Genomic DNA, 7,821 nt, shown 5'->3' with positions numbered 1-7,821 from the left:
TAATTTCTAATATTTAACGTTAGTATAAAAAAATAATCCGACATTTGTCGGACAATGTTTTTTGTGTTGATTGTTTCACAAAGATATAAATTTATTTTAAATGAAAGGAAATATATCCAAAGCCTTTTTCTCTATAATTCTACTATTTAGTATTTTAAATTTCACTTCCTGCAGCAACCGTGAAGAAACGGTAAGTTGCTTCCCAAACACGCCGATCAATGTTATTTTGAATCTTAATCTTCCTACTTATTTTAATTTACAGAATGTTGGCGGCTGGATTTATGTCAACGAACAGCAAGCCGGAACGAGAGGATTAATTGTGGTAAGGACGACTAATGGTTTCAAAGTTTTTGATCGAAATGCACCACATATTTGTCCAGATGGCGACACTACTTTAAGTGTGGAAAATGATATTAAAATAGTTTGTCCTAAAGATGGAGCAGAATGGATTACCATCACTGGCGAACCTACAAAAATCGCCCAAGTTCCTCCCAAAACCTATCCTTACAGTTACGATACGAACACTAAAATTTTATCTGTTTATTATTAAACCAGATTTTAAATCAATCTTCTAAAATGAAAGCAGTTATCCAAAGAGTTTCTGAAGCCAATGTAAAAGTTGATGGTGAAATAGTAGGCGAAATCTCCCATGGCTTACTCTTATTAATAGGAATCGATGAAGAAGATGAAAAAGCCGATGCCGACTGGCTTGTTCAGAAAATTTTGAACTTAAGGATTTTTGGTGATGAAGATGGAAAACTCAACTTATCTGTTTTGGATATTACGGGAGAAATCCTTTGCATCAGTCAGTTTACTTTAATTGCAGATTATAAAAAAGGAAATCGCCCTTCTTTTATCAAAGCAGCTAAACCAGATAAAGCCATTCCATTATTTGACTATTTCAAAACAGAAATTGCTCAATCGAATTTAAAAATTGAGAGCGGTATTTTCGGCGCAGACATGAAGGTTTCTTTATTAAATGACGGACCTGTAACGATTGTTATGGATTCTAAAACGAAACTTTAAGCAAAATTCTCTTTTAAGATTCTTGTAAATTAATTCTCAACTCAAATTTTTAATTAAATTTGAGGAAAATAGTATTACCAAAAATGAAGAAAACGATTCTCCTAATTTCTATCCTATCCATTTTATCCTGCTCCAAAAAAGAGATTGACAACTCCATGGTTATTTCTGCTGAGAACAAGAAAATAGAATCCATTAATGTTGAACGACAAAAACTGAATGAAAAAACTGCGCTTAAAAACCAGCAAAATGTTTTAAAAGATTTGAGCGGAAAACATCAGCTTAAATTTACATCGGATGAGACGTCTGGCTTTACAGGAAGTGTCAATTTTGAAAATACAGGAAGAGATTTATATGAGATTTCAGGAAATGCAAAGTCGGGAAAAAATACTTTAGAAATTAAAGGAACGATCAAAAAAGTGACAGAAAAGCATTTGAATTTCGATGGTGAAATCACACAGAAAATTAATGGAACTGTTTATAAAAGAAACAAGAAAACGACTTTCTCCGATGAAGGAAAAGGGAATTTCTGGAGACTTCAAAATAAAATTAATTCTTCGGGATTCGTAGATTATATCGATATTTACTTTTAAAAATTACGAAATATGTTGAATTACAAAATATCCGGCAGCGGAAAAGAGCACCTTGTTCTACTCCATGGTTTTATGGAAAACTTAACGATTTGGGAAGAGATGGCTGCTCATCTTTCTGATCAATTCACTTTAATTAAAATCGATTTGCCAGGACATGGTCTATCTAAAGTGAAGGGTGAAATTCACACCATGAAATTCATGGCAACCGAAGTAAAAAAAGTCACCGATTCTTTAAATATCGGAGAGTTTCATTTACTCGGACATTCTATGGGCGGCTACACCACTTTGGCATTTACAGAAAAGTTTCCTGAAATTCTGAAAAGTATTACCTTATTTTTTTCCTCCTATTTTGCGGATGATGAAGAGAAAAAAGAGCAGCGTCATAAAAGCTTACGAATTATTAAAGAAGCTTTTCCTGCGTACGTAAATGCGGGCGTTCCGAATTTATTTAATCCAAATGAAAAAGATTTTTTAGAAGGAAAAATAGAACATGCCAAGAAAATTGCATTATCTACAAATAATGACGGAGTACTGGCTGCCGTAAAAGGAATGATTGAAAGGGGCGATAAAACTTCTGTTCTCGATCAATTTGAAGGAAAAATTCTTGTGATTACAGGTAAACATGACAATGCCGTCAAAACAGATCTAGTGATAAGTAATCTACCGGATAAAACCAATATTAAATCTTATGTATTGGACTGTGGTCACAATGGACATTGGGAAAAACCTAGTATTTGCGCAGAAATAATTAATACAGAACTACTTCACCATCTGCCAAAAAATTTCGTTTTTTAACCTAATAACAGAACATTCCGCATGGAAATAATTTCGAAAATACTGATAGGAATTGTAGCGCTGGAGCATCTTTATATTCTATATATGGAAATGTTTGCCTGGGAAACTCTAGGAAAGAAAACCTTTAAAGGCGCTTTGAAAGACGAACTATTTCAACCAACGAAAACATTAGCTGCCAATCAAGGATTGTATAATGGTTTTTTATCGACTGGACTGATCTGGTCTTTATTTATTTCTAATCCAGAATGGTCAGAAAATGTAGCGCACTTTTTTCTGGGCTGCGTAGTTGTCGCGGGAATTTATGGTGCACTAACGGCTTCTAAGAAAATCTTTTTTGTTCAGGCATTGCCTGCAATTGTAGCGTTGTTATTTGTTGCACTCAGATAACTTCTACATCTAAAATTCCTCCTGCTCAATTTTTTCTTTAAAATCTTCGATGGTTTCTTCGATGGATTTCATGTATTTTCCACCAGCGGCATTGATGTGTCCGCCACCGTTAAAATGGTTTCTGGAAAATTGATTCACATCGACATCATCTTTGGAACGGAAAGAGATTTTAATAAAATCATCATATAAATCTTCCATGAAAAATGCTGCAACTTGCGTCCCCATAATACTTAAACCGTAATTCACAAAACCTTCAGTGTCTCCTTTTTGGAAACCAAATTCTTTCAACTCATCACGCTTTAACCAAAGAATCGCCACTTTTCCATCTTTTACAACTTCAATTCTGCCTAAAATTAAAGCCAAAAGATGCAGTCTTGAAACCGTATTTGTATCCCAAGTATTTGAAGTAATCATGGCAGGATCTGCGCCTTTTTCAATTAAATTGGCGGTAATTCTGTGCGTTGTTGCACTGGTAGAGCGGAAACGAAAACCACCTGTATCGGTCATAATTCCTGTGTAAAGACATTCTGCAATATCTTTATTAACTAAATTCTCTTCATTCAATTCCTGAATAAAATGATAAACCATTTGCGACGTCGCCGGAACTGTTACATCAGAATACACGTAATGAAAATCATCTGGCTGTTGATGATGATCAATTAAAATTTTTGTTGCTCGTGCTTTTTCAATCCAAGGTCCGACCAAATTCCCACTTCGATGAGAAGCATTAAAATCTAAGATGAAAATAACATCAGCATTATAAATGGCTTCTCCAGCTTGTTTCCTTTTGTAGTCAGCAATGATAACTTGCTTGGCGCCAGGCATCCATTTCAAAAACTTAGGAAAATCATTTGGAACGATCACGTCGGCTTCTAAACCCTTTTGTTTCAGAAAATGTTTCAATCCTAAACTGGACCCAATTGCATCACCATCAGGATTATAGTGCGTGATAATAACAATTTTATGGTTGGGTATTAAAAGTTCTTTAATCTCTGAAATTTCGGTAGAAGTAAACATTTATTGGGATATTTTTTAAGAAGAGCAAAGATAGGTTTTGTTTTTATTTTAGGACAAGCACTTGTATGAAAAACTCAATTGAACCGTTAAATAGAATTAATTTTAAAGTGAAGATCTTAAAAGATTCGACACTTTTAAGAAATGAGACTACATCCTGAAAATGGAAAAGAAAGAAGGGAAAAGCTCTACTAATAAGTTGATTAAAAAATAAAAATTCAAATTAAGATAAGGAAGAAATTTACTTTTAGGAGTTCGTCTCTTTTTCTTTTATAAATATTTAAAATATAGTTTGTAGTAAATAAAAAGTTTCCTATATTTGCAGTCTGAAAAATAAGATATAGTTTTTACTTAAAAATAATCGCAATGCCAAAAAGAACATTTCAACCATCTGTAAGAAAAAAAAGAAACAAACACGGTTTCCGTTTAAGAATGTCAACACCTAACGGTAGAAGAATATTGGCTGCTAGAAGAGCAAAAGGCAGAAAGAGTTTAACAGTAAGTGCACAACGCGCTAAGAGATAATCTCTGGAATTATCATAACATATCATGCTTGAAAAGTACATTTTCAAGCATTTTTTGTTGTTAAAATTTGCTAAAGTGTACGTTCAACAGAAAGATTTTTTCTACTTTTGAGCTGCTGTTACAGCAACCCAATTATCAATAATAATCAAAGTCGATATGCCACATACTTATCAGGAAGGTCAAGATGTAATCCATCTGAAAAATGCAAAAATTGCACAGAAGAATTTCACCGTACTTAATGAAGTTAACCTGAATATTAAAAAAGGAAGATTCTGTTACCTTATCGGGAAAACAGGTTCTGGGAAAAGTTCATTGTTGAAAACACTTTACGGACATATTCCGCTTAGTTCTGGACAAGGGCATATCGCAGGATTTGATTTAGCGAAATTGAGACCCTCAGAAATTCCTAATCTAAGAAGAAAGTTGGGAATCGTTTTTCAAGACTTTCAATTACTTCCAGACAGAACTGTTGAAAAGAATTTAAAGTTCGTCCTTGAGGCGACTGGCTGGGATGACAAAACCAAAATGGATGACCGGATCAATGAAGTATTGGCAAGTGTTGGAATGAAATCCAAGAAGCACAAAATGCCACACGAACTTTCCGGTGGCGAGCAACAGCGTGTCGCGATCGCCAGAGCGCTTTTAAATCATCCAGAATTGATTTTAGCAGATGAGCCGACTGGTAACCTGGATCCAGAAACTTCTAACGAAATTATGACCTTATTAAAGCAAGTTGCTTTTGAAAATAATTCTGCAGTTGTAATGGCAACTCATGACTACCATATGATTCAAAACTTCCCGGGAGAAGCAATCAGATGTGAAGACGGAAAAGTAACGGTTTTAAATACGGCTGAACTTTTCGAATAAATTTCAATTCACTTCAAAACATAAAAAATCCTGTAATTGCTTACAGGATTTTTCTATTTAATTTAGATGATCAATTCTTAACCTTTGAATTGACCCATTGCAATAAATTTATCTTGTCTCTGAGTTTCTAATTCTTTACCGGTAAATTTAGAAAACGCTTTGATATTTTGAAGAATAGACGCTTTCAAATGATCATACGCAACTTGTGGTTCGTAGTGTGCACCACCAAGCGGTTCTTCTACGATTCCATCAATGAACTTTTCTTTTAATGCATCAGCAGGCGTCAATTTCAATGCATTCGCTGCATCTTCTTTATGATCCCAGTTTCTCCAAAGGATTGATGAACAACTTTCTGGCGCAATTACCGTGTACCAAGTATTTTCAAGCATGTAAACTTTGTTTCCAACGCCAATTCCCAATGCTCCACCACTCGCTCCTTCACCAATGATATAAACGAAAATTGGAGTTTTCAGCATGGTCATTTCAAAAATATTACGGGCAATCGCTTCACCTTGTCCGCGTTCTTCCGCTTCTAAACCAGGATAAGCTCCCGGTGTATCAATTAGAGAAATTACAGGAATGTGGAATTTTTCAGCGAGCTTCATTAATCTTAAGGCTTTTCGGTAACCTTCCGGATTACTCATTCCGAATCTTCGGAATTGTCTTTCCTTCGTCGTTCTTCCCTTCTGAGTTCCGATGATCATTACTCTTTGTCCGTCAATAGTCGCTAAACCACCGATCATGGCAGGATCATCAGCGAAATTTCTATCACCATGTAATTCTAAGAAACTGTCTTTATCGGTGATTCCTTTAATGAAATCCAAAGTATAAGGACGATCCGGATGACGGGAAAGTTGTACTCTCTGCCACGGCGTTAGGTTATGATAGATTTCTTTTTTCTTTTCTATAATTTTATCTTCGATTTGCGAGCAGGCGAGTTTGACATCTACACCACTTTCTTCGCCCACCAATGAACAGGTTTGATACTGATCCATCAGGTCTTTTATCGGAAGTTCAAAACTTAAGTATTCCATTTCTATTATTAAAATTATCCTTCAAATTTACTAAAAAATAAAGAAAGTTATTGGATATTATTGACCGCATTTTTTATTCTTGCGATAGTCTCTTCTTTTCCAAGGATTTGCATAATATCAGGCACATCTGGTCCTTTCAATTCGCCAACCAAAGCCAAACGAAGTGGCATCATTACTTTTCCCATTCCTAAACTTTTCGTTTCTGCAAAATCATGAATATCCTGTTTTAAAGCTACCGATTCGAATACTGAATCCTGCAGTTTTAAAGAAAATTCGTTCATCACTTCCACGGCAGCTTCATTCCAAGACTTCTTTACTGCTTTCTCATCATACTGAGTTGGAGCTTCGAAAAAGAATTTCCCATCATTGTAAATATCTCTCACAAAAACCGCTCTTTCTTTCATTAATGAAATGATCTGCAATAATTGAGCATCGCTTGAATTGGCAAGATTAAGTCCCTCAACATTCTTTAAAAGTCCTAAAACTTCTTCGTCCGTTTTTGATCTTAAATATTCGCTATTGAACCATTCTGCTTTTTCTTTATTGAATCTTGCACCAGCTTTATGAACTTTATTTAAATCAAATTCAGCAACCATTTCCTCTAATGTTAAAACTTCTCTATCATTCGCCGGACTCCAACCAAGCAAGGCAACCATATTGATGAATGCATCTGGAAGATAGCCTTCTTCACGGTATCCTTTTGAAACAGTTCCAGTCTCAGCATCGGTGAAATTTAACGGAAATACTGGAAATCCGAATTTATCACCGTCTCGTTTACTCAACTTCCCTTTTCCTTCTGGTTTTAGAATTAAAGATAAATGCGCAAATTCTGGTTTTTCCCAGCCCATTGCTTCATAGAGTAAATAATGCAAACCTAAAGAAGGCAACCATTCTTCACCACGGATGACGTGAGAAATTTCCATCTCGTGATCATCTACAATATTGGCAAAATGATAAGTTGGCATTCCGTCGTTCTTTACTAAAACTTTATCATCTAAAGTATTGGTGTTCACAGAAGATTTACCGCGAATGATATCTTCTAAATTCAAAACCCGATCTACGGGCATTTTGAAACGAACCACGTACGGAACTTTTTCATCCACTAATTTTTGAACTTCTTCTTTTGATAAAGTCAAAGAATTTTTTAATCGGTTTCTGGTAATATAATTATAAGCGAACACTTCACCGTTCTTTTCAAACTCATTTCGAATTTCATCTAATTCTTCTGGTGTATCAAAGGCGATATAGGCATAGTCGGTTTTCAATAATTCAACCAGGTGTCTGTCATAAATGTCGCGTCTTTCTGACTGCCTGTACGGCGCAAATTTCCCACCATGCTTAGGACTTTCATCAGGAATAATTCCACACCATTCCAGCGCTTCCATAATATATTCTTCTGCACCTTCAACAAATCTGGCAGTGTCGGTATCTTCAATTCTCAATATAAATTCTCCGCCTTGATTTTTGGCGAAAAGATAATCGTACAAGGCAGTTCTAACTCCTCCTAAATGTAAAGGTCCGGTTGGACTTGGTGCAAAACGCACTCTAACTTTGCTCATTCTCCTTTATTTTAAGTTGCAAAT

Annotated in this window: 10 protein-coding genes; 7 read left to right on the top strand and 3 right to left on the bottom strand. The window is 35.3% G+C overall.

Annotated features, from left to right (window positions below; translation table 11 throughout):
* The first annotated feature begins 100 nt into the window (after positions 1–100).
* The 5 genes from ACEYOS_RS13960 (at position 101) to ACEYOS_RS13940 (ending at position 2,798) form a co-directional block, all read left to right on the top strand.
* On the top strand, positions 101–550 hold the full coding sequence (locus ACEYOS_RS13960) for a hypothetical protein (protein ID WP_373707474.1): 450 nt from the start codon (positions 101–103) through the stop codon (positions 548–550).
* 26 nt (positions 551–576) lie between these two features.
* Complete coding sequence (gene dtd / locus ACEYOS_RS13955) at positions 577–1,026, top strand: D-aminoacyl-tRNA deacylase (RefSeq protein ID WP_373707473.1); 450 nt, start codon at positions 577–579, stop codon at positions 1,024–1,026.
* An 83-nt stretch (positions 1,027–1,109) separates the two neighbouring features.
* On the top strand, positions 1,110–1,616 hold the full coding sequence (locus ACEYOS_RS13950) for a hypothetical protein (RefSeq protein WP_373707472.1): 507 nt from the start codon (positions 1,110–1,112) through the stop codon (positions 1,614–1,616).
* A gap of 12 nt (positions 1,617–1,628) precedes the next feature.
* Entirely contained in the window at positions 1,629–2,411 is a 783-nt protein-coding gene (locus tag ACEYOS_RS13945) for an alpha/beta fold hydrolase (RefSeq protein ID WP_373707471.1), read from the top strand.
* Positions 2,412–2,432: 21 nt separating this feature from the next.
* Positions 2,433–2,798: a DUF1304 domain-containing protein gene (locus tag ACEYOS_RS13940; RefSeq protein WP_373707470.1), complete on the top strand. Its 366-nt coding sequence runs from the start codon at positions 2,433–2,435 to the stop codon at positions 2,796–2,798.
* Between the two features lie 9 nt (positions 2,799–2,807).
* Here ACEYOS_RS13940 and ACEYOS_RS13935 read toward each other — a convergent pair whose 3' ends face one another.
* The gene (locus tag ACEYOS_RS13935) at positions 2,808–3,815 is read right to left on the bottom strand and encodes a bifunctional oligoribonuclease/PAP phosphatase NrnA (protein WP_373707469.1); all 1,008 of its coding nucleotides are present in this window, start codon (positions 3,813–3,815) and stop codon (positions 2,808–2,810) included.
* Positions 3,816–4,178: 363 nt separating this feature from the next.
* Between ACEYOS_RS13935 and rpmH the strand changes: the two genes are divergently transcribed.
* Both rpmH and ACEYOS_RS13925 read left to right on the top strand, forming a co-directional pair.
* The gene (gene rpmH / locus ACEYOS_RS13930; protein ID WP_373707468.1) at positions 4,179–4,337 is read left to right on the top strand and encodes a 50S ribosomal protein L34; all 159 of its coding nucleotides are present in this window, start codon (positions 4,179–4,181) and stop codon (positions 4,335–4,337) included.
* A gap of 156 nt (positions 4,338–4,493) precedes the next feature.
* Positions 4,494–5,204: a cell division ATP-binding protein FtsE gene (locus tag ACEYOS_RS13925; protein WP_373707467.1), complete on the top strand. Its 711-nt coding sequence runs from the start codon at positions 4,494–4,496 to the stop codon at positions 5,202–5,204.
* Between the two features lie 77 nt (positions 5,205–5,281).
* Here the strand turns inward: ACEYOS_RS13925 and ACEYOS_RS13920 are convergent, their stop codons facing one another.
* Together ACEYOS_RS13920 and gltX are read right to left on the bottom strand one after the other, a co-directional pair.
* Positions 5,282–6,238, bottom strand: a complete 957-nt coding sequence (locus ACEYOS_RS13920; RefSeq protein WP_373707466.1) for an acetyl-CoA carboxylase carboxyltransferase subunit alpha — start codon at positions 6,236–6,238, stop codon at positions 5,282–5,284.
* A 47-nt stretch (positions 6,239–6,285) separates the two neighbouring features.
* Complete coding sequence (gltX, locus tag ACEYOS_RS13915; protein WP_373707465.1) at positions 6,286–7,797, bottom strand: glutamate--tRNA ligase; 1,512 nt, start codon at positions 7,795–7,797, stop codon at positions 6,286–6,288.
* Positions 7,798–7,821 lie beyond the last annotated feature (24 nt).

The sequence above is a fragment of the Kaistella sp. genome (assembly GCF_041824135.1).
Lineage (GTDB): Bacteria > Bacteroidota > Bacteroidia > Flavobacteriales > Weeksellaceae > Kaistella.
The sequence above is the reverse complement of the archived record's forward strand: the minus strand, read 5'-3'. Positions and strand labels throughout refer to the sequence as shown.

Coding starts and splice junctions, on each gene's coding strand:
- ACEYOS_RS13960 (WP_373707474.1), top strand. CDS start 101: ATGAAAGGAAATATATCCAAAGCCTTTTTCTCTATAATTCTACTATTT.
- dtd (WP_373707473.1), top strand. CDS start 577: ATGAAAGCAGTTATCCAAAGAGTTTCTGAAGCCAATGTAAAAGTTGAT.
- ACEYOS_RS13940 (WP_373707470.1), top strand. CDS start 2,433: ATGGAAATAATTTCGAAAATACTGATAGGAATTGTAGCGCTGGAGCAT.
- rpmH (WP_373707468.1), top strand. CDS start 4,179: ATGCCAAAAAGAACATTTCAACCATCTGTAAGAAAAAAAAGAAACAAA.
- ACEYOS_RS13950 (WP_373707472.1), top strand. CDS start 1,110: ATGAAGAAAACGATTCTCCTAATTTCTATCCTATCCATTTTATCCTGC.
- ACEYOS_RS13925 (WP_373707467.1), top strand. CDS start 4,494: ATGCCACATACTTATCAGGAAGGTCAAGATGTAATCCATCTGAAAAAT.
- ACEYOS_RS13945 (WP_373707471.1), top strand. CDS start 1,629: ATGTTGAATTACAAAATATCCGGCAGCGGAAAAGAGCACCTTGTTCTA.
- ACEYOS_RS13935 (WP_373707469.1), bottom strand. CDS start 3,815: ATGTTTACTTCTACCGAAATTTCAGAGATTAAAGAACTTTTAATACCC.
- ACEYOS_RS13920 (WP_373707466.1), bottom strand. CDS start 6,238: ATGGAATACTTAAGTTTTGAACTTCCGATAAAAGACCTGATGGATCAG.
- gltX (WP_373707465.1), bottom strand. CDS start 7,797: ATGAGCAAAGTTAGAGTGCGTTTTGCACCAAGTCCAACCGGACCTTTA.